Annotated in this window: 16 protein-coding genes, 3 tRNA genes and 1 riboswitch; of the genes, 6 read left to right on the plus strand and 13 right to left on the minus strand. The window is 72.4% G+C overall.

What is annotated here, in order from left to right:
* Positions 1-14: 14 nt before the first annotated feature.
* From ACH4F6_RS24285 to ACH4F6_RS24295, 3 genes are all read right to left on the minus strand, one after another.
* Positions 15-1037, minus strand: a complete 1023-nt coding sequence (locus tag ACH4F6_RS24285; protein WP_397962416.1) for a M23 family metallopeptidase — start codon at positions 1035-1037, stop codon at positions 15-17.
* Between the two features lie 7 nt (positions 1038-1044).
* Positions 1045-1204, minus strand: a riboswitch (cyclic di-AMP (ydaO/yuaA leader).
* A gap of 316 nt (positions 1205-1520) precedes the next feature.
* Positions 1521-1594 (minus strand) — tRNA-Met (locus tag ACH4F6_RS24290).
* Positions 1595-1791: 197 nt separating this feature from the next.
* Positions 1792-2919, minus strand: coding sequence for a dihydrofolate reductase family protein (locus ACH4F6_RS24295; protein WP_397962417.1), 1128 nt, complete (start codon positions 2917-2919; stop codon positions 1792-1794).
* Between the two features lie 156 nt (positions 2920-3075).
* Between ACH4F6_RS24295 and ACH4F6_RS24300 the strand changes: the two genes are divergently transcribed.
* Together ACH4F6_RS24300 and ribA are read left to right on the plus strand one after the other, a co-directional pair.
* Positions 3076-3591 carry a MarR family winged helix-turn-helix transcriptional regulator gene (locus ACH4F6_RS24300; RefSeq protein WP_397962419.1) on the plus strand — a complete coding sequence of 172 codons (516 nt, stop codon included), beginning with the start codon at positions 3076-3078 and terminating at the stop codon, positions 3589-3591.
* A 136-nt stretch (positions 3592-3727) separates the two neighbouring features.
* Positions 3728-4363 (plus strand): GTP cyclohydrolase II, encoded by a 636-nt coding sequence (gene ribA, locus ACH4F6_RS24305; protein WP_397962420.1) that lies wholly within the window; start codon positions 3728-3730, stop codon positions 4361-4363.
* A 33-nt stretch (positions 4364-4396) separates the two neighbouring features.
* Here ribA and ACH4F6_RS24310 read toward each other — a convergent pair whose 3' ends face one another.
* The 9 genes from ACH4F6_RS24310 to ACH4F6_RS24350 all read right to left on the minus strand — a co-directional run bounded on the left by ACH4F6_RS24310 (position 4397) and on the right by ACH4F6_RS24350 (position 15188).
* Complete coding sequence (locus ACH4F6_RS24310; RefSeq protein WP_397962421.1) at positions 4397-5080, minus strand: NUDIX domain-containing protein; 684 nt, start codon at positions 5078-5080, stop codon at positions 4397-4399.
* Positions 5077-5433, minus strand: a complete 357-nt coding sequence (locus ACH4F6_RS24315; protein ID WP_397962631.1) for a DUF4406 domain-containing protein — start codon at positions 5431-5433, stop codon at positions 5077-5079. The genes ACH4F6_RS24310 and ACH4F6_RS24315 overlap by 4 nt, the downstream gene beginning before the upstream one ends.
* A gap of 47 nt (positions 5434-5480) precedes the next feature.
* On the minus strand, positions 5481-6269 hold the full coding sequence (locus ACH4F6_RS24320; protein ID WP_397962422.1) for a DeoR/GlpR family DNA-binding transcription regulator: 789 nt from the start codon (positions 6267-6269) through the stop codon (positions 5481-5483).
* Positions 6270-6595: 326 nt separating this feature from the next.
* Positions 6596-6668 (minus strand) — tRNA-Lys (locus ACH4F6_RS24325).
* A 90-nt stretch (positions 6669-6758) separates the two neighbouring features.
* Complete coding sequence (locus ACH4F6_RS24330) at positions 6759-8306, minus strand: amino acid permease (RefSeq protein WP_397962423.1); 1548 nt, start codon at positions 8304-8306, stop codon at positions 6759-6761.
* 48 nt (positions 8307-8354) lie between these two features.
* The gene (locus ACH4F6_RS24335) at positions 8355-11459 is read right to left on the minus strand and encodes an FG-GAP repeat domain-containing protein (RefSeq protein WP_397962424.1); all 3105 of its coding nucleotides are present in this window, start codon (positions 11457-11459) and stop codon (positions 8355-8357) included.
* A gap of 237 nt (positions 11460-11696) precedes the next feature.
* Positions 11697-13829, minus strand: a complete 2133-nt coding sequence (locus tag ACH4F6_RS24340) for a DEAD/DEAH box helicase (RefSeq protein ID WP_397962425.1) — start codon at positions 13827-13829, stop codon at positions 11697-11699.
* Between the two features lie 395 nt (positions 13830-14224).
* On the minus strand, positions 14225-14752 hold the full coding sequence (locus ACH4F6_RS24345) for a hypothetical protein (protein WP_397962426.1): 528 nt from the start codon (positions 14750-14752) through the stop codon (positions 14225-14227).
* A gap of 85 nt (positions 14753-14837) precedes the next feature.
* A complete protein-coding gene (locus tag ACH4F6_RS24350; RefSeq protein ID WP_003999986.1) occupies positions 14838-15188 on the minus strand; it encodes a metallopeptidase family protein in 351 nt (116 codons plus the stop codon).
* A gap of 84 nt (positions 15189-15272) precedes the next feature.
* Here ACH4F6_RS24350 and ACH4F6_RS24355 point away from each other — a divergent pair, with 84 nt between their 5' ends.
* On the plus strand, positions 15273-16913 hold the full coding sequence (locus tag ACH4F6_RS24355; RefSeq protein WP_397962427.1) for a metallophosphoesterase: 1641 nt from the start codon (positions 15273-15275) through the stop codon (positions 16911-16913).
* 80 nt (positions 16914-16993) lie between these two features.
* A tRNA-Glu gene (locus tag ACH4F6_RS24360) sits at positions 16994-17066 on the plus strand.
* A 73-nt stretch (positions 17067-17139) separates the two neighbouring features.
* Here the strand turns inward: ACH4F6_RS24360 and ACH4F6_RS24365 are convergent.
* On the minus strand, positions 17140-18138 hold the full coding sequence (locus ACH4F6_RS24365; RefSeq protein WP_397962428.1) for a phosphotransferase family protein: 999 nt from the start codon (positions 18136-18138) through the stop codon (positions 17140-17142).
* 296 nt (positions 18139-18434) lie between these two features.
* On the opposite strand from ACH4F6_RS24365, the gene hisH reads away from it, so the two are divergent.
* Positions 18435-19076, plus strand: coding sequence for an imidazole glycerol phosphate synthase subunit HisH (gene hisH, locus ACH4F6_RS24370; RefSeq protein WP_397962429.1), 642 nt, complete (start codon positions 18435-18437; stop codon positions 19074-19076).
* Positions 19070-19864, plus strand: coding sequence for an imidazole glycerol phosphate synthase subunit HisF (gene hisF, locus ACH4F6_RS24375; RefSeq protein ID WP_397962430.1), 795 nt, complete (start codon positions 19070-19072; stop codon positions 19862-19864). Before hisH ends, hisF begins: the two co-directional genes overlap by 7 nt.
* Positions 19865-19919 lie beyond the last annotated feature (55 nt).

Genomic DNA, 19919 nt, shown 5'->3' on the forward strand with positions numbered 1-19919 from the left:
GGAGGTACGGGACCTCAGGGGTTCAGCCCCTTGTCGCGCAGCCAGGCACCGGGGTCGATGCCGGAGGCGCTGCCGCCCGGGTGCACCTCGAGGTGGAGGTGGGCGCCGGTGACGTTGCCGGTCGCGCCGACCCGGCCGATGACGTCGCCGGTGGCGACCTTCTGGCCGACGCTGACGCTGATGGAGGACTGGTGGGCGTACCAGATCTCGGTGCCGTCGTCGAGGGTGAGCACGGTCTTGTACCCGTACGACCCGTCCCAGCCGGCCGAGGTGATGGTGCCGCTGTGCACGGCCTTGATCAGGGTGCCGGTGGGGGCGGCGAAGTCCAGACCGGTGTGGTACCCGGAGGACCAGTAGGCGCCGGCCTGACCGAACGTCGAGGTGATGGTGTACGAGGAGGTGGGCAGCGTGTACTGCTTGGCGAGCTCGGCGAGGCGCTCGGCCTCGGCCTTCTTCGCGGCCTCCTCGGCGGCCTTCTTCTTGGCGGCGGCGGCCTGGGCCTCCGCCTCCTTCTGGGCCTTGGCGGCCGCGTCGGCCTCCGCCTTGGCGACGGCGGCCTCGGCCGCGGCCTGGGCCTTGGTCTCGATCTGGGTCTGCTGCGACTCGGCCTGCGCCATGATCCGGCTGCGCAGCGCCTCGCCCGCGTCGGCCGCGCTCGCGGTGCTGTCGTCGGCGGCGACCGTGGCGCCGAAGCTGCTGAGGGCGGGCGCCGCCTCCTCGGAGGTGTCGTCGTCCGAGATCAGGGAACCCACGGAGGGGAGGTCCGGCATGGAGATGGAGACCGGCGGCTTGCCGGTGTTGGCGCTGGCCATGCCGCCCGCGCCGACGGCGGCGATGACGCCGACGCCGAGGACGGTGGAGCTGCGGGCGAGTCCGCCGCGCTGCTTGGCGACGCGGTGCCGGCCGCGTACCGGGCGAATGGACTCCGCGGTGGGGTTCCACTCCTCCCAGGGGCCCTCGTCGGTGCGGTTGCCGCCGTAGCCGAAGGTCTGGCTGGGCGCGATCGGGGCTTCTGGGGCAGGCGGGTTGGACGCCACGCGGGCGTACTCCTTTCCTTCCGTCGCCTACCGGGTTAGCTGACGGGTTCGGAGCGGGAAGGTCTCCTACGCGCGTATACCGGCCGTTGCCTCACGGCGGCTTACGCGTGATTCACCCCAAGGTGGTGGTTCCCCGGTTCCCTTACGGGATTCGGCGCGTGCGCACGGAGCCGCCTCTTGTGACGGCTGGGACGACCGCGCTGCGTTATCGAACGTTAATAGACGCGAGGCCCGGTTTCCAAGCTGTTCCCCTTGATCAACAACATTCCTGGCCTGGACTTTTGTCCCACCAGCGGCGAAAAACGGGCGAGTTGACCCCACGTCGGGGGCGGTTCAGGGGTCACGGCGGTTTTGATGGTGACCCAGTCGTTATGCGCAGGGCGCTCGGCCGGTCACTTTCCGTGAGATCCGGGCGGGAGGCGGGCCGGCGGCGAACGCACCGAGGGCCGGAACCCTGATCGGGTTCCGGCCCTCGGCCTTGAGTAGCGGGGACAGGATTTGAACCTGCGACCTCTGGGTTATGAGCCCAGCGAGCTACCGAGCTGCTCCACCCCGCGTCGGTATGACACCAGTGTACGCCATCCGCGGGACGGGAAGCACAAGGGTTGTTCCAGGGGCGCCCGGGGAACCGCCGGAGGGCTCCTCGGCGGGCGGCACGGCGGCCGCCCCCAAGGCCTCACCCCGCCCGGCGGCGCTGTACGAGGCGCCTGCCCGCCCGGCGGTGCTGCACGAGGCGCCTGCCCGCCCGGCGGCGCTACAGCAGATGCCGGTTGGGGGCCTCGGCCCGCTCCTCGTACTCCGGGAGGACGACGACGTCCACGCCCGCGGCCGCCAGCAGGCCGGAGCCGTCGGCGCCGGTCACGAAGGTGTTCGGTTCGCGCCAGGCCGTCACCACCCTGCCCACGCCCGCGTCCAGGACGAGACGGGCGCAGGGCGTCGGGCGGGAGGCGCGGTGGGTGCAGGGTTCGAGGCTGGTGTAGACGGTGGCCGTGGCCAGGCGGGGGTCGGCCGGGTCGATCTTCGCCAGGGCCGCCTCCTCGGCGTGCACCACGGGGTCGCCGGCCTCCCGGGAGTGGCCGCGCGCCAGCTCCGTCCCGTCGGCGGCCACCACGACCGCGCCCACGCTGAACGCGGTCCGCGACGGCGGGCAGGCGGCCGCCAGATCGCAGGCGAGGGCCAGCCAGTGGTGGTCGGCGGCGACGGGCAGCGGGCCGGCGCCGGGCGCGGTGGGCTCGTAGCGCATCAGCACGACGTCCTCGATGGGCCGCGTCTCGACCAGCCGCAGCCGTCCGGCCTGGTAGCCGCCGGGTCCGAACAGCCGGGGCGCGTCCGGGTCGCCGACGAAGAGGGGGGCCAGGACGAGCTGGAGCTCGTCGGCGAGGCCCTCCTGCAGGAGCTGGGTGTGGACGGTCCCGCCGCCCTCGACCATGAGCCGCCGCACGCCCCGGACGTCGTGCAGGTGCTCCAGGAGCCGCCGCCAGTCGAGGCGGGCGCCGAGGGGGACGACGTCGGCCGCGAGGCCGAGCGACCGGGCCCGCTCGGCGCCCGTGTCGGTCGTGTACACGACCTTCTCGCCGCCCGTGTGCCAGAAGTTCGCGTCCGGGTCCAGCTCGCCGGAGCCGCTGACCGTGACCTTGAGCGGGTACTCCGGCCGGCCCGCCGCCCGGCGCGCGGCCCGGCGTTCGGGCGCGTTGACCAGCAGGCGGGGGTTGTCGGCCCGGATGGTGCCGGCGCCGACCAGGATCGCGTCCACGGAGGCCCGCACCTCGTCGACCCGGTCGAAGTCGGCGGGGCCGGAGAGCAGCAGGCGGTCGGGGCCGGTGTCGTCGAGACAGCCGTCGAGGGAGACGGCGGCGGACAGCAGGACGTACGGGTACGGCATCGGCGCGGGCTCTCCGGGCGAGGGGCGAGGGGGAAGGGAATGGGGCGAGGGAGCGGGAGGTCGGGCGGCCGGCCGGCGGGTGCGCCCCGCCTCCTCGCCCCGCCCCCGCCCCGACATCTCTTGGTTTCAAGTTTGAAGCAAACCTACACTGGGGGCATGACGACCCGCTGGCTCACCGCCGAGGAGCAGCGCGCCTGGCGCGCGTACGTCGCCGCGTCCCTCCTCCTGGAGGACACGCTCGACCGGCAGCTCCAGCAGGAGGCCGGCATGCCGCACCTGTACTACTCCATTCTGGCCAACCTCTCCGAGGCGCCCGGGCGGAGCCTGCGCATGACCGATCTCGCGGAGTCGTTGAAGATCACCCGCAGCCGGCTGACGTACGCGGTGGCCCGGCTCGAGAAGGACGGGCTGGTGCGGCGCGAGGAGTGCCGCCGGGACAAGCGCGGGAGCGTCGCGGTCCTGACCGACGGGGGCATGTCGGTCCTGGAGCGGACCGCGCCGGGCCACGTCGAGACGGTCCGCGCCTCCCTCTTCGACCGGCTCACCCCGGAGCAGGTGGGCCAGCTGGAGGAGATCTGCACGAGGATCGCCCAGGGCCTCCAAGGCGACGACGGCGCGTCCGGCCCGGAGGACCTCCCCTGGCGCCGGAGGTCGTCCCGGCCCTGCTCATGAGCCGGGTCACAACGCCGTCACCGACCGTTGCTTCAACTTTAAAGCATGGGATAGGGTCTCGATCGTCGGATCTGCTTCAAATCTGAAACAGTGGGGCGGATCCGCGCACCGTGCCCGCCGGACCCGGAGAACCCGCATGCTCGACATCCCCGCAGCCACCCCGCGTGCCCGCGTCCGGGTACCGCTGCGCTTCCACGACGGCTACACCGCCGACGCCGAACTGGTCACCTTCCACGGCCTGGCCGACGGACAGGAACACGTGGCCGTCGTCCTCGGCGACCCCGGCCCCCGCCCCCTCGTCCGGCTGCACTCCGAGTGCCTGACCGGCGACGCCTTCGGCTCCGCCCGCTGCGACTGCGGCCCCCAGCTGCGCGAGGCGGTCGAGCGGATCGCCGACCGCGGCGGCGTCCTGCTCTACCTGCGCCAGGAGGGCCGGGGCATCGGTCTGTACAACAAGCTCGACGCGTACGCCCTCCAGGACCGGGGCCTGGACACCTACGAGGCGAACGCCGCCCTCGGCCTGCCGGAGGACGGCCGGGACTACACGGCCGCCGCCCAGATGCTGCGCGCCCTGGACATCACCGCGCTGGACCTGCTGTCCAACAACCCCGACAAGGCCGGGCAGTTGCGCGCGCTGGGCATCGACGTCCACGACCGCGTGCCGACCGGCGTCTTCACCACCCCGCACAACATGCGCTACCTGCGCGCGAAGGTCCTCCAGACGCAGCACACGCTGCCGCTGGCGGACCTCGCGGAGCTGGGCGTGGGCTGAGGCGCCGTCACCTCCACCGGCCGGGGCCGCCCGTCACGACTGCCGGAAGGGGCCGTCGAGCGCGGCCCACTGGAGCAGCATGATCGTCTTCGCGTCGGCGATCCCGCCGCTGCGGACCAGGGCGAGCGCCTCCGTGAACGGCAGTTCGACCACGGCGATGTCCTCGCCCTCGTCGGCCACGCCGGCCGTGTCCGCGCCGGGGACCGAGCCGTCGTAGGGCGCGGCGAAGAAGCTCAGGCGTTCGGTGACCGAGCCGGGGCTCATGTAGGCGTCGAGGACGTGCTCGACGTCGTGGATGGTCCGCCCGGTCTCCTCCTCGGCCTCCCGGCGGATCGCCTCCCGGGGTTCGTCGCCGTCCAGCAGCCCGGCCGCGGTCTCCAGCAGCATGCCGTCGGGGTGCCCGTTGACGTAGGCGGGCAGCCGGAACTGACGGGTCAGCAGGACCGTGCGGCGCTCGGGGTCGTAGAGCAGGATCGTCGCGCCGTCGCCCCGGTCGTACGTCTCGCGCCGCTCGCGGCTCCAGTGGCCGTCGCTGTGCCGGTAGTCGAAGGTGGTGCGGCGCAGGACCGACCAGTCGCAGGCGAGGACCTCGACGTCGTGGACGCGGACGCGGGGGTTGCCGGTCAGGTCGCGGCCCTGCCGGTCGAGTCCGGTACGGCCGCGGGGGTCGGGCAGGTCGATGCCCGGCCGGCCGGGGTGTGCGTTCTGCGCGCTCACCGGCCGGCCTCCGGCACGTCGGCGATCCGCGTGTAGACGTCCTTGCCCCGCGCACGGGCCCGCGTCACCATGCGGTCGGCGCCTTCGGAGGGCCCGCCGATGCGCAGGACCGCGTCGCAGCGGTCGAGCAGGCGCTCGGCGACCGGGTGGAACAGCTCCTCGAAGAGCGGGTCGCCGGGCCCGGTGCTGCCGGCCGTCTCCAGGAGCGGCAGCGCCAGCGCCTCCCCGGTGACGGGCAGGTGCCCGGCCCGGAAGAGGGTGAGGGCGGTCTCGTTCATGGCCCGTACGTTCGCGGCGAGTGCGGCGGGGTCGTCGCCGGTGCCCGAGCGGTACGGGCCGGCGACCAGGATCATCAGGGGTGGCACGGGGCCTCCTTCGGAGGGATCGGGTCTTCGGGGGCTCACACGAGGAGCGTCTCGACGCCCGCCTCGCGCAGGGCGTCCAGGGTCTGCGGGCCGCCGGGGTGGGTGGCGGGGTCGGCCGCGGCGGCGTCGGTGACGAAGGTGTCCACGGCGTCGAGCGGGGCGACCCGGCTGAACGCGCGCACGCCCAGCTTGGTCGCGTCGGCGACGGCGACCGTACGGCCGGCCTGGCCGAGCCCCGCCCGCTTGACGGCCGCGTCGTCCAGCGAGAACTCCGACCAGCCGTGCTCGGCGTGCACCCCGCCGATGGACATCACGAACACGTCGAAGGCCAGCGACTCCAGCGTGCGCAGCGCCAGCGGCCCCACCAGGGAACGCTCCCCCGGCCGCGACCGTCCGCCGACCACCAGCAGCTCGATCCCCGGCCGGTCGGCCAGCCGCACGGCCGCCTGGAGACCGACCGCGGCGACGGTCAGGGGTCCGCGGGCGGCGAGGTGCTCCGCGACGTGCACGGTCGTGGTCCCGGCGTCGAGCAGCACCCGCGCGCCCGGCTCCACGAGCCCGGCGACCGCCGCCCCGAGCCGGTCCTTGGTCGCGGCCTGCCAGCCGGCCCGCGCCTCGAACCCGCCGCCCTCCTCCCGCGCCCGGTCGGCGACGGCCCCGCCGTGCACCCGGCGCACGAGCCCCTGCTTCTCCAGCGCGTCGAGATCCCGGCGCACGGTCATCTCGGACACCCCGAGCCGCTGCGCGAGCTCGGCGACGGACACGCGGCCTTCGGCGCCCTGGACGAGGCGGAGGGTCAGGTCGAGACGGTTGGCTACTCCCATGCCGGCATTTCTACCATGCATTTGATCGAATGAACATCGATCTGTTCGAGTCGGGGATGTCCGCGCCCTCACGACCTCACGACTCGGGGTCCTCGCCGTCCGGCGCGGAAAGGCGCGTCCCCCCGGGATTCCGCGACCCTCAGGGCAGCGGACGGGGCACGGGGGAGCCGCACAGGAGCTTCGCGAGCGCGGGCTGATCGTCACCGTGCGCGACAAAGGGCCCTTCGTCGTCGGGCAGCCGCCCGGCGCGGGCGAACCGAACGGGTGAAGGCGCCGCAACGGCAGCGCCCCCAGCTCGAAGTACCTCTGAGCTGGGGGCGTTCCGGTAGGCCCTGTGGGACTCGAACCCACAACCAATGGATTAAAAGTCCACTGCTCTGCCAATTGAGCTAAGGGCCCAGGCGATGTTGCCACCCTGAGCATAGCCGGACGAGGCCGTGTCGCCGATCGGGTATCGGGGACACGGCCCTGCCGGACGACGGAGACCGGTCACGGATCGGTCGTCCGGGCGGTCGCGCCGGCCCCGTCCCGGACGGTCGCCCGCGCCCGCCCCGCGTTCCTGGGGTGCTCGGGGTCGAGGAACCAGTGCCGTGCCGAGGCCAGCCACCAGGCGGCGGCGAAGCCGAGGACGACCAGGACGGCGACGGGGGCGTAGTTGAAGGTCTCCCAGGTCACCGGGGAGACCTGGGGCAGCATGAAGAGGACCGTGATCACGGCGACCCAGGTCACCGCCACCCACCCCACGGCCCTCGACCACCGGCCCAGGTGCCACGGCCCCCGTTCGAAGTCCTCGCCCCTGCGCAGCCGCAGCAGGGTGGGGATGACGTAGGCGATGTAGAGGCCGATCACCGCGATCGAGGTGACCGCCGCGTACGCCGTGACGTTGATCAGGTACGGCAGGCCCAGCACCAGCGCGCCGCCGGCCGCGAGCCAGACCGCGGCGACGGGCGTGCGGTTGCCGTCGACGGTGCGCCAGACGTGTGAGAGGGGGAGGGCGCCGTCGCGGGAGAAGGCGTAGATCATGCGGCTGTTGGCCGTCACGGACGCCATGCCGCAGAAGAGCTGGGCGCCGATCACGACGAGCAGCAGCAGTTCGCCGCCGGTCGCGCCGAGCGCGTCGAGGAGGATCTGGGCGGGCGGCGCGCCGGTCGGGGAGGTGAGGGCGCCCTCGTAGGACCGGATGGCGAAGGTGAAGCCCAGGAGGAGGACGAAACCGGCTATCCAGGAGGTCCAGATGGACCGCACGATGCCCTTCGGGCCGGCCGTCGACGCGTCGCGGGTCTCCTCCGTCATGTGGGCGGAGGCGTCGTAGCCGGTGAAGGTGTACTGGGCCATCAGCAGGCCCAGGGCGACGACGTAGGCGCCGCTGCCCCAGCCGGTGTTGTTGACGAACTCGCCGAAGACGAAGGACGCCGGCTGGTGCCGGTCGGGGACGAGGGCGAGCGCGCCGACGATCACGGCCACGCCGATCACGTGCCACCACACGCTCACGCTGTTGAGCAGGGCGACGATGCGCACGCCGAAGGTGTTGAGCAGGCCGTGCAGGACCAGGATGCCCGCGAAGAGCAGGATCGTGCGGCCGGGCGTCACCTCGAAGCCGAACTGGAGGTTCAGGTACGCGCCGAGGAAGGAGGCGGCCCCGAAGTCGATGCCGGCCGTCACCGCGACCTGCCCCAGCACGTTGAACCAGCCCGTGAACCAGGCCCACGCGGCCGCCGTGCGCGGGGGCGCGAGGCGGTGCGCCCAGAAGTACAGACCGGCCGAGGTCGGGTACGCCGAACAGATCTCGGCCATCGCCAGACCGACGAACAGGGTCATCAGACCGACGGCGACCCAGCCCCAGGTGATCACCGCGGGGCCGCCGGTGTTCATGCCGAACAGGTAGAGCGTCAGGCAACCGGACAGGACCGAGATGATCGTGAAGGAGACCGCGTAGTTGGAGAACGCCGACATGCGGCGGGCGAGAACCTGCGTGTAACCGAGCTGGGCCAGCCGTTCCTCGTCAGACAGCCCACTCACCTTGGCGTCATCTGTCATGCCCCCAGCAATTCCCTCACCGGGGGCGTGACACACGTCACAAGGTGGCTAGAAGAGGCCCTTGTAGTTCTGCCAGCCGGCGCCGATCTTCACCCGCGCCCCGAACGTGCCCGTTCCGGTGCCGTCGAGCCGGTACAGACCGCCCGCCGTGTCCCGCGCGACGAGGTCGGCCTTTCCGTCGCCGGTGATGTCACCGGCGCCGACGACCGCGTTGTACGAGGCGCCCCAATCGGCGAACAGCTTCACGCGGGCGGAGAAGGTGCCGTCGCCCTTGCCGATGTAGCGGTAGAAGTTGTTCGACGTGTCCTGCGCGATCAGGTCCCCGACGCCGTCACCGTTGAGGTCACCCACGCCGACGATCTTCTTGTACGACTTCCAGTTGTCGTAGAGCTTGACGGGCGCCGCCAGCATGCGGGCGGCCGTGCCCTTGTACAGGTACACCCTGCCCGTCGACGGGTTGCGCGCGATCAGGTCGGGCAGGCCGTCCTTGGTCACGTCACCCGGCGAGGTCAGCACGTCGAACTGGTTGAAGCCGCCGGCCCCGACCGTCCAGTGCGGTGACTTCGGCGTCACCGCGCCGCCGCAGCCCGTCCCGTACGCCCGCAGCTCCCCGCTGGTCAGCCGCACGAGGACGTCGTCGCAGCGGTCGCCGTTCAGGTCGCCGAAGGGCACCGCCCTGATGCCGCTCGGCCAGCCGCTGCCGCTGACCTGGCCGGAGAACGTGCCCAGTCCCGTGCCCTGCTGGTAGGTCAGGGTGCCCTCGCGGGGCATGGTCAGCAGGTCGCCGACGCCGTCCGGCTTCGCCCCGGGGCCCACGTAGTCGTGGAACACGGCGCTGCCGCCCACCATCCGGACCGTGCCCCGCACCACCAGCGGGGCGCCGACGCCGTCGGCGGGCGCGACGGTCAGCGTCCAGTCGTAGGAACCGTTCGGCACCGGCTTCCCGCCGGACGCGGCGCTGCCGTCCCAGGTGACGTTCAGCGCCCCGCGCACCGCACCGCCGTCGGTGCCGCCGACGTGCTTGCCGGTCGCCTTGCTGCGGACGTCCAGCGACCAGTTCGCGGCCGGCTTGGACAGCAGCACGGACGTGACGAGGTGATAGCCGGGTGAGGTCTGGGCCGGGGTCTGCGCGGGCTCCAGCAGCCACAACGGCTGCTGCGGCACACCCGTGGGCACCAGATGCACCCGCTCCTGGGCGTCGACATAGGCCGCGTTCGCCCCGGACTCGTCCACGGTCCAGCGCACGCCGCGCTGCGAGACGCCGGTGTCGGGCAGATCGCCGATGACACGGCTCGTGGGCGCGCCGCCGGCCACCGTGGTCAGGACCAGCTTCCCGGCCCGCTTGTCGTGCGTGACGACGTACCCGTCACCCAGCGCGGCCTCGTCGGCCGGCACCGGCACGGACGTGTGCGTCGTACGGTCGTGGACGCCCGCGCGCCCGCCACAGGCCCAGTAGATCCAGCGGCCCAGCGCCTGGAGCTCGGTGGGGGTGCAGCCGGCGTCGGTGGTGACCGTCTCGGTGGTCTTCCCGGCCGTGAGGTCGTACGCCGTCAGGGTGCCCGGGGTCGCGCCCGGGGTCCACAGGGTGTCGCCGGAGAGAGCGGCCACGCCCGGGGCACGGGTGAGGGTCGGGGCGCTGCCGTTCGGGCTGGTGATGCGGTAGACGGACTGCTGGGTGGCGGTCGTGTGGATCACGTAGCGGCCGGACACGTCGGTGATCTGTCCACCGGCAGGCACCCTCCGTTCCTTGACCCAGTAATCCCCCCCGCCGTTGCTGAGCCGGTCGCTGTTCGTGGCCGGGTCGTGCTCCAGCCAGACGAGCTGCCCGTCGGCTGCGCCCCAGATCTGGGAGCAAGTGACGTCGCTGGCAGCGCAGTTGGCGACCGCACCACCGCTCAGGAAGGTGGAGGACGGACCGAAGGCGGGCGCGCCGGTCGGGGCGACCGTGCGCTCATGCGTGGTCCGCGAACCCCCACCCGCCTCGGCGGCCTGCTGGTCGGTGAGCACCAGCAGGCCGTGGTCCAGCGACAACCCCTGGATCTTGAGCGGCGGCTTCGGCAGCGCCTTCACCCGGGTGACGACGGGCGCGCCGTCGGGGCCGGGCTGGATGCGCTGGACGCCCCAGTCGTCGAGGGCGGCGGAGGTACGGCCCACGACGACGGCGGTGCCGTCGACGGCGTGGGCCACGCCCGAGAACGACGAGGTCAGCAGGGTGACCGTGGGGCCGCCCGTGAGGGGCGTGGCGACCACCGGTCCGTTGACACCGGGCTGGTGGACGATCCAGTCGCCCACGACGGCGAGGCCCTGCACCCCACCGGCGCCGTCGGCGCCGCTCGGGGTGACCTCGGTCGGCCCCGCGGACAGATCGGCCGTGTCGTACACCAGGACGACCGGGTCGCCGATGGTGTACAGGGCCAGGTGATCGCCGGTCGCCTTCGCGTGGAAGTACGCCTCCGAGAGGGGCGGGGTCGACCCGGTGACCCGTCCGGTCCTGCGGTCGACCTGGACGACCAGGTACTTCCCGTCCTTCCTCCCCCTGAAGAACAGCGCGTCCGCGTTCCCGCCCAGCGGGTCCCCCATCTCCGTGCCCTCGGGGAGGCCGGTGACGGGCACGTCACGGGTGGTGCCGTCGTCGCCCGGGAACAGCAGGTGCGTCTCCCGCCGGTCCCCGGTGCCGTCCGTCACCCAGGTCTCCGCGACCGCCAGGTCGTCGTACGCGGTGACGATCGAGCCGTCCTCGGGCGCGTGGAGGACCCGACTGGTGTCGTCGGCCGCGTTCCGCACGTCGACCCACTCGTGACCGTCGTCGCCGGAGTAGTAATAGGCGATCGAGTCACCGCCGGTCGCGCCCCAGTTCCGGAACCCGGTCGGCTTGACGACCTTGGTGGACGTGCCGTCCGCGTACCGCGTCCACACCAGCCCGGAACCCTCGAGGGTGTGGAAGACGCCCCGGTCGCCCGCCGGGCTCTGTCCGAAGCGCGTCAACCCCCCGAACAGCGCGCCCTCGGTGTAGGTGCCGCGCAGCGCCGCCGGCACCACCGTCTCCTGCGGGGTGTCCGCGACGGCGCTCGACGACAGCAACGGGCTCAGGCCGGCCGCGAGCACCGCCGAGGCGGCGACGAGACGCAGGCGGGCGAAGACGTGACGTGCCAAGAAGGTCCCTCCCCGGGAACACGGAGACGGGCCGGGCGCCGCTTCGGCGCCCCGGGCCCCCCGGCCCTCACATCCGCCTCACAAGTCGGCTGATCCTACAGTCTGTTGACAGGTTCGGGGAAAGGGGTTTCGCACGGCCTTCCGGGCCGCCCGCACAGCCGCCCGCACGGAAAAACGCCGTGGCCCCCACCGGGAGTCGGTGGGGGCCACGGCGTTCACTCACGTGCGCCGAGGGCGTCAGCCGTTGCGCTTCCAGCGCGGCTTGTCCTCGCGGCGGCCGAAGGAGCCGCCACCGCGGTGGTCGTCACGGCGGCCGAACGGGCGGTCGTGACCGCCGGTGCGGAAGCCCGGGCGGTCGTCGCGGCGGTCGCGGTTGAACGGACGGTCGCTGCCCCGGTGGCCGCCGCGCTCGTCACGGCCGCGGAAACCGCCGCGGTCGTCACGGCGCTCGAAGGAACGGCCGCCGCGGTCGTCGCGGTTGAAGCCGCGCTCGCGGTCCCGGTCGAACGGACGGCGCTCGTCGCGCCGCTCGAAGGAACGGCCGCCCCGGTCGTCACGGCGCTCGAAGCCACGCCCACCGCGGTCACGGTCCCGGTCGAACGGACGACGGTCGTCCCGACGGTCGTCGCGCCGCTCGAAGCCACGGCCGCCCCGGTCGTCCCGGTCCCGGCCGAAGCCGCGGTCCCGGTCACGGTCGCGGTTGAAGCCACCGCGGTCGCCGCGGTCGTCACGGCCGCGGAAACCGCCCCGGTCGTCGCGCCGCTCGGACGAACGCTCACGGTCCCGCTCGAAGGGCCGCCGCTCACGCCGCTCGTACGGGGCCGCCGGACGCTCGTCCCGGTCGATGTCCCGCGCGGCCGGCTGCTCCGGCACCGAGACCTCGGCCACGGCCGGGGCCTCGACGGCCTCGACGGCCGCCGCCTGCGCCTCGGCCACCGCCGCCTCGGGGTCCTCGCCCCGCTCACGGGCGACCCGCGCCACCAGCCGGTCGGCCTCCTCGCGCAGTTCGGCCGCACGGCGCTGCGCACGCTCCAGCTGCTTGGTGAGCTGGGCCACCTCGCGCTCGGCCTGCTGCGCGGCGTTGCCCGCGGACTCGGCCTGGACCTCGGTCATCGACCGGGCGCCGGTGATCTCGGCGACCTCCGGGTCGAAGGCCGCGCCCCCCTGGATGATGTGGCGCCCGGCGTCGACGCCGGCGTCCTCCATCAGGCGGAAGATCTGACGCCGCTGGTGCGGCAGCGACAGGGACACGACCGTGCCCGTGCGGCCGGCCCGCGCCGTGCGGCCCGCGCGGTGCAGGTAGTCCTTGTGGTCACCGGCCGGGTCCACGTTCAGGACCAGGTCGATGCCGTCGACGTGGATGCCGCGGGCCGCGACGTCCGTGGCGACGAGGACGTTGACGTACCCGTCCTTGAAGTCGGCCAGCGTGCGGGTGCGCGCGCCCTGCGTCATGCCGCCGTGCAGCGCGTCCGCCTTCACGCCCGCGTCGCGCAGCTGCTCCGCGACGCGGTCGGCGCCCAGCTGGGTGCGGACGAAGATGATGGTGCGGCCCTTGCGGGAGGCGATCGCGGCCGTGACCGGCGCCTTGTCCTTGGGCTTCACGATCAGGATGTGGTGCGACATGGTCGTCACCGCGCCCTGGGCCGCGTCGACCTCGTGCGAGACCGGGTCGTTCAGGTAGCGGTCGACGAGGGTCTTGATCTCGTTCTCCATGGTGGCGGAGAACAGCATCCGCTGACCGTCCGTCGGCACCTGGTCCAGCAGCTCCGTCACCTCGGGCAGGAAGCCCAGGTCGGACATCTGGTCGGCCTCGTCGAGGACGGCGATCCGCACGTCCTCCAGGGAGCAGGCGCCGCGGTTGATGATGTCGCGCAGCCGGCCCGGGGTGGCGACGAGGATGTCGACGCCGCGCTCCAGGGCGTAGATCTGGTTGCCCATCGACGTACCGCCGCAGACGACCTTCATCTTCAGGCCGAGGACGTCGCCGTACGGCTGGAGCGCGTCGGCGACCTGCATCGCCAGCTCGCGCGTCGGCGTGAGGATCACGGCGCGCGGCTTGTGCTTCTCGGTGCGGCCGCCGGCCAGCGTGGCCAGGGTCGGCAGACCGAAGGAGAGGGTCTTGCCGGAGCCGGTGCGGCCACGGCCGAGGATGTCCTTGCCGGCCAGGGCGTCCGGGATGGTCGCGGCCTGGATCGGGAAGGGGACGGTCACGCCGTTCTGCGCCAGCTTGCGCACGACGCCCTCGGGCAGACCCAGGTCCGCGAAGGTGACCTCGGGCGCCTCGTCGGCTGCGGCCTCGAGGGTGTCGACGGCCTGCACGGCCTCGTCGTTCTCGGGCAGGACAGCGTGATCGGTACGGGAAATGGACATGCGTATGCGAAACCTTCCGGAGTCTCGTCGGCACGCGCCCGTCAACTCCGTGATTCGCAATAAGACCGCCTCGATGCGGTCAGCCACGGCAAGGGAGAGTACGCGCCACACGGCGCGCTCTGTGGTGGCGCCGGGCAAATGGGATCAAACGATCTACCACCATACGCACCCCACACCCCCGGAGGCAAACCGATCTCCCTTGACGTACGTCACACGGGGGACCGCGGGCCCTCGCTCCCCCACGACGCGCCGCGGACCCGCACGACGGACGGACCGAGAGCCCGCACGACGCGCCGCGGACCCGTACGACAGGCGGACCGAAAGCCCGTACGACGGACGGACCGCCGTGCGCGGACGCGGGCCGTCACCCGCCGGGGCCCCGGCACACCCGCCTCCTACGCCGGCTCCCCCGCCCGCGGCGCCGGCTCCCGCTGCACCAGCTGCGGCACCGGCTCCCCGGGCGCCGACGCCGACGGCTCGGCGACGGTCGGCTCCGGCGAGGGCGACGGCGGCGGCTCGGGCGACGGCGGCGGCTCCGGATCGGCCGAACGCGTGGGCGTGGGCTCCTCCCCCGGCGGCTCCGGCACCCCCGGCCGCACGCTCTGCCCCGGCTGCGCCCCCGTCGCGGCGGACGCGCTCGCCCCCTTCGACGGCACGGCCGACGGGGACGCGGACCTCCCCCGCCCGCCCTTCGCGCCGTCGCCGCCCCGCTCGCGCCCGTCGTCACCGCCGGCCGCACCGAACCCGTGCCCGCCGGCCGGCCCGCCGGACCCGCCCTCCGACGCCTCGCCACCGTGCCGCCCCGCCGACCGCGACGGCTCGGCCCGGCCGCCGCCCTCGTTCCCCACGCTCATGCAACCGGCGGCCACGGCCACCGCCACGGCCGTGGCGGCCAGGCGAACGGGTACGTACAAGGGGCGCACGGGCCACCTCCGGGAGCAGACACAGGAGTCAACCCCACCAACTCCCGCCGCCCGCAGGAGGACACGCGGCCCGCCCGACGACGGCTCAGCCGTACCCCAGGGCGTGCAGCCGGGCGTCGTCGATCCCGAAGTGGTGCGCGATCTCGTGGACCACCGTCACCTCGGTCTCCTCGACGACCTCCTCCCGCGTCTCGCACATCCGCAGCGTCGGCCCCCGGTAGATCGTGATGCGGTCGGGCAGCACCCCCGCGTACCACTCCCCGCGATCGGTCAGCGGAGTCCCCTCGTACAGTCCGAGCAACTCGGGATCGTCCGCCGGCGGCTCGTCCTCGACGAACACGGCGACGTTGTCCATCAGCCGTGTCAGCTCCGGCGGGATACGGTCCAGCGCCTCGGCGACCAGTTCCTCGAACTCCTCGCGCGTCATCTCCAGCACAGGCCCATTCTCCGGCACGACACGGTCGGAGCAGGCGCACGAACGGCCCGCATATCCCGGCGCGCACCTGGGCATACGGGACCAATGGCCCGCGCCCGTGCCCGCGTCCCCGTCGCAGCCCCCGACCCCGTGAACCACCCGAACCACCCGAAGCGCCCGAACCGGCTCCGCACGACACGCCGCTCCCGCCGCTCCCCCCACCCGGTCCCCGAACTGGCCGCCCGGCCCCGCCCCTGGCTGCGCGCCTGCGGCCTGACGGCGGTGGTCCTCGTCGGCGCCTGGCTCGGCCTGCTGATCGTCGGCAACGTCCGCGCACCCGTCGGGCCCATGGACACCACGATGACCCTGCGTCCCTCCCTCACCGGCGGCACCAAGATCAACGTCTCCCCGCTGGGCGCGCTCCACCTCGACAGCCACATCGCCCCCGTCCGCCTCGACGTCAACGTCGACCAGCTGGACCCGACCCGCTCCCAGGCCCTCGTCGACCACCCCGAACGGCTCTCCGGCCTCCAGGACGAGGTCGCCCGCGACGTCGGACACGGCACCCTCGACCTGGCCGTGCGCTCCTGCGTCGCCGTCGTCTCCGGCGCCACCGCCCTCGGCCTCGCCGTCTACCGCCGCCCCCGCCGCGCCCTCGCCGCCGGCGGCCTCGCCCTCGCGCTCCTCGCCGCCTCGGGCGCCACCGCCTACGCCACCTGGAACCCCAAGTCGGTCCTCGAACCCCGCTTCTCGGGCCTGCTCTCCTCGGCCCCCTCCCTGGTCGGCGACGCCCGCAGCATCGTCACCGAGTTCGACGTCTACCAGCGGGAACTCGCCCGCCTGGTCACCAACGTCACCAAGCTCTACGACGTCACCTCGACCCTCCCCGCCTACCAGCCCGACCCCACCACCGTCCGCGTCCTGCACGTCTCCGACATCCACCTCAACCCCGCGAGCTGGAAGATCATCGCCTCGCTCGTCGAGCAGTACAAGGTGAACGTCATCGTCGACTCCGGCGACACCATGGACCACGGCACGGCGGCGGAGAACGGCTTCCTGGACCCCATCGCCGACCTCGGAGCGCCCTACGTCTGGGTCCGCGGCAACCACGACTCGGACGTCACCCAGCGCTACCTCGAAGGCATCAAGAACGTCCACGTCCTCGACGACGGCCGCGCCGTCACGATCGCGGGCCTGCGCTTCGCCGGCATCGGCGACCCCCAGTTCACCCCCGACCGTTCCACCGCCCCCGGCGGCAAGGACGTCCAGGAGGCGGCCGGCGACCGCCTCGCCGCCGCCCTGCGCGCCCAGCGGGCCGCGGACACCCCGGTCGACGTGGCCGTCGCCCACGAACCCTCCGCCGCCCGCCGGACCGACGGCGAGGTGCCGCTGGTGCTGGCCGGACACGTGCACCACAACGAGATGGAGGTCCTGCCGAAGGGGACCCGGCTGCGCACCGAGGGCTCCACCGGCGGCAGCGGCCTGCGCGCCGTCGAGGACTCCCACCCCGACCCCATCGAGGCGTCGATCCTCTACTTCGACCGCGACACCCGCCGCCTCCAGGCCTGGGACGCGATCAAGCTGGGCGGCCTGGGCCTGACGACGGCCGAGGTCAGCCGCCACCTCCCGAAGGAGAACCGGCCCGGAGCCACCCCGTCCCCCACCCCTCCGTCCCCCGCCTCCTCCACTCCCCCGTCCACCACGGCCTCCACCCCCTCGCCCACCGCGTCCGCGAGCTCCCCGTAAACCGTTTTGGCGATACCTCCCGCCATCCCATATGCTTCTCACGTCCCCGACGCGCTGAGAAGCGCCCAGGCGGGCCGATAGCCCTCATCGTCTAGCGGCCTAGGACGCCGCCCTTTCAAGGCGGTAGCACGGGTTCGAATCCCGTTGGGGGCACGAGTGACTTGTGGTGGGCCCGCTTCCGTTACGGAAGCGGGCCCGTCCGTCTTCCGGGGCCGTCCTCTGCGGCTCAGGCCCCTCCGAGCACGCGCAGCGTCTCCACGGAGGCGTCGAGCTGAGCGCGGCACCACTCCAGATGGTCGCCCCCGTATCCCCGCGGGCCGCACTCGACGACCAGGACGAGGCTGAAGTACAGGCGGTACAGCGCGAGCCGGTGCACGACGGACGGCGTGTACTCCAGCCGGCCGCCGTTCTCCAGGTACCCGGCGAGGAATCCACTGCCGGGGCCCACATCGCCGCAGATCTGCAGCGCGACCAGATCCGCGACCGGGTCTCCCCAGAACGCCCTCTCGTGGTCGATGACGCCCGTCACCCGCGGAGGTGCGCCGCCGGACACGGAACCGGGGTCCACGAACAGGTTTCCCGGCCACAGGTCGAAGTGGACCAGGCTCGGCCTGCGCACCTCTTCCAGCGCACGCGTTCCCGCCTTCACCAGTCCCCGCACGTCGGAGTGGGGGAGCCCCAGCGGAGAGCGCCACCGCTCGGCGTCCTCCAGGATCGCCTCCACCATCGCCAGGAACGCGGTGGGCCAGTCACCCGCCAGTAACGCGGCCTGGGGGGCGGGGCATCCGAACCGCCCCGGTTCGCATTCCACGGAATGGAGAGCTGCGACGATTCCTCCGACCTGCCGCATGAGTTTTCCCTTTTCCCCCTCGGGGAGCTGCCGGACCGCATTTTTCCACGGTTCTCCGGGCAGCTCGGAGATCAACAGGAAGTCGGGGCCCTCGTGAAGGAGTTCGGGGGTCGGGAAACCGGACAGCGACGCCACCCTCCGATAGAACATCGCCTCGGTTCCCATGACCCCTCGCTCGTACCGCAGAACGGGTGCGTCCGGAGCCGGGCACATCTTGACGACGGCGGAATCCCCTTCGGCCGTCACCACACGGTAGGCCGTATTGAACCAGCCGTCGGTCAGTTCACGCTCCACCCGCCACACGACACCGGTCGACTCGCGTATTCGCCTCTCCAGATCGGTCGGCACGACTATCCGTTTGATCATGCTTTTCATGTGCGCATGCTAATGCCGCGCGTCGGCTCCCGAGCGGTTTCCGGGAGAGCGCGGTCCGGTGCCGGTCACCACGCACCCGTCCCCCAGCAGGCCGGTAAACACGGGCAGTCGCTCCCGTCCCCCCGCGGGCACCGGCGCCGAACGGCCGGGGCGTGACCGATCTTCCCCTGTGAGACACCCGGGCTCCGCCAACAGGCAACCGCTACGATGGTGTTGTTGCCCGTATCGCACGAGGGCAGTTCCGCGAACCATCCCAACCTGGTCGCCCCCCGTGGTGACCATAGATTGAGGCGTTCATGAGTTATCGTGACCGGCCAGTCGTCGGCGTGATCGACTATCAGACCGGGAACTCGCAGAGCGTGCAGTATGCGCTCAACTTTCTCGGTGTGCCGAATCGCCTGATGAAAACACCCGACGACCTCACCGGCGTCGACCGTGTCATTCTTCCGGGCGTGGGCTCGGCGGGAACCACGATGGACTACCTGAACAGCGCCGGTTGGCCCTCCGCGCTGTATCCCAAGGTGGTCGAAGGGAACATGCCCTTCCTGGGTATCTGCGTGGGGCTCCAGGTCCTTTTCGAGACAAGCGCGGAGCAGAACGCGAAGTGCCTCGGCTGGCTCCCGGGGACGGTACGCGCGTTCGACCCCGGAACGGTCCGCGTTCCCCAAATGGGCTGGAACCAGGTGCACCGCACGTCCGACCACCCCTTCGTGGCCGAACTTCCCGACGAGGGCTATTTCTACTTCGTCAATTCGTACTACGCGGAGGCGGCGAACGCCCCGGACGTCGCCGCGACCACCGACTACGGAGTGAAGTTCGTTTCAGCCGTGGCCAAGGGGAACATCATGGCCACCCAGTTCCACACGGAGAAGTCCGGGCCGCTCGGCCTCGACCTGCTCGAGCGCTTCACCAAGCTCCCGCAGGAGGAACTGTGCTGACCGCGAGGCTGATCGCCTGCTTCGACATCGTCGAGGGCCGGGTCACGAAGGCCCGGAAGTTCCAGGACAACATCGACGTCGGCGACGCCGCCGAGATCGCCGCGGCGGTGTACGCGGACGGCGTCGACGAAGTGATCTTCTACGACATCCTGGCCAGCGCGCACCGCCGGCAGGCCGACCTGCGCACCATCGAGGCGGTGGCCCGGCAGGTCTTCGTGCCGCTGACGGTCGGCGGCGGAATCCGCTCCCTCGAAGACATGCACGCCGTCCTCGACGCCGGTGCCGAGAAGATTTCCCTCGACTCCATGGCCGTACGCAACCCCGAGATCATCGCCCAGGGGTCGAAGGAGTTCGGCCGTCAGTGCATGGTCCAGTCGATGCAGGTCAAGCGTGTCCCGGTGACACCCGAGATCCCCAGCGGGTACGAGGTGTTCATCGACGGCGCCCGCGTCGCGACGGGGCTGGACGCGGTGCAGTGGGCCCGTCGCGGCGAGGAGCTCGGCGCCGGTGAGATCGTCGTCAACTCCATCGACCAGGACGGCACGCACGAGGGCTACGAGCTGCACATCACCGGCACCATCGCGAACGCGGTGAACCTGCCCGTGATCGCGTCCGGTGGAGCCGGCTCCTCGGACCACGTGGCGGCGGCCTTCAAGGAAGCCTCGGCGTCCGCGGCCATCATCAGTTCCCTGCTGTACTCCCCGCGCATGGAGCGCACCCTTTCGGTACGCGACGTCAAGGCGGATCTGGCCAAGGTGCACGACCTGCCGGTCCGGCCCTGCCTGTAGCGCCCTCCGCGCGCTCGTCGCCGGTGGCCGGACCCTGCGCACTCGCGGTGCCCGG

It is taken from the genome of Streptomyces sp. NPDC017936, from assembly GCF_044328485.1.
GTDB lineage: Bacteria > Actinomycetota > Actinomycetes > Streptomycetales > Streptomycetaceae > Streptomyces.